This window comes from Acidocella aquatica (genome assembly GCF_030160635.1).
Classification (GTDB): Bacteria; Pseudomonadota; Alphaproteobacteria; order Acetobacterales; family Acetobacteraceae; genus Acidocella; species Acidocella aquatica.
This window is the reverse complement of the sequence record NZ_BSOS01000124.1, coordinates 1-1,031: the sequence shown is the minus strand read 5'-3', so window position 1 is coordinate 1,031 and position 1,031 is coordinate 1. Positions and strand designations below refer to the sequence as shown.

The following is a 1,031-nucleotide window of genomic DNA, read 5'->3' as shown; positions in this document are numbered from 1 at the left end:
TGATCGCTTTCTCGGCATAGCCTCTCTCCTTCCAATTTTGGAAGGAGAGAAAGAATGGAACCGAATTTCGACAGACCGTGGACCTTGGCGCAAGAGCCCGAGGGACCGTTGGCGGGTCATATTGATACGTTTGCGAGGGGACTTCGCGAACAAGGCTTCGAGCGTCGCGTAATCGGGCAGCAGCTTCGGACTGCCGCCAAATTCAGTCGCTGGCTTCAGGTTATGCAAATCACCGCAGAGGCCCTGACCGACGAGCATGCTTTGCGTTATCTGGAGGAGCTTGAACACCGAGAGATCCGACAGGGCGCTGCTGCCACGCTCCGACGGCTAATTGACGTGCTTCGCCGATTGGGTTTCTGCTGCGCGCCGACTATTGCGATCAGCGAGCCGACGCCGATCGAACAGATAGTTGCCGCATATGCCAGCCACCTACGCAAGGATCAGGGGCTATCAGTAAAAACGCTAGTCCAATATTGTCCGTTTGCCAAAAGCTTTCTGTCTGAGCGGTTTGGAACCGGGCCGGTCGATCTTGCGAGCCTGCGTGGTCTGGACGTTATTCACTTTGTGCAAAGACAGGCAGCACGCCTCAGTCCAGCCAGGGCCAAGGCAGCGACGATCGCTTTGCGTTCCTTTCTTCGCTATGTACGCTATTGCGGAGGAACGCTGGTTGATTTAGCTGGCGCAGTTCCGACCGTTGCCAATTGGTCAATGACTGCCATTCCGAGGGCGATCGCGCCTGATCACCTCCTCGCGGTTCTTGGCAGCACCGACCGCGACGCGCCTATGGGGCGTCGAGACTACGCGATCCTGTTGCTGTTGGCTCGTCTGGGCCTGCGCTCCAGCGAGATCGTCTCTCTTAACTTGGACAGCATCGACTGGGAGGCCGGCTCAATTGCTGTGATTGGAAAAGCGGGCCATGCCGCAGTATTGCCGCTGCCGGTCGAGGTCGGCGAGGCGGTCGCCCAATACCTGCAATCGGGCCGCCCAACCTGCGCTTCCCGTGCATTGTTTTTGAGCGCAAATGCGCCGAC

General features: G+C 58.2%; 1 protein-coding gene. It reads left to right on the top strand.

Going from position 1 to position 1,031, the window contains the following annotated elements:
* Positions 1 to 54: 54 nt before the first annotated feature.
* On the top strand, positions 55 to 1,031 hold a 977-nt coding region (locus tag QQJ84_RS19270), incomplete at its 3' end, for a tyrosine-type recombinase/integrase (protein ID WP_284259951.1).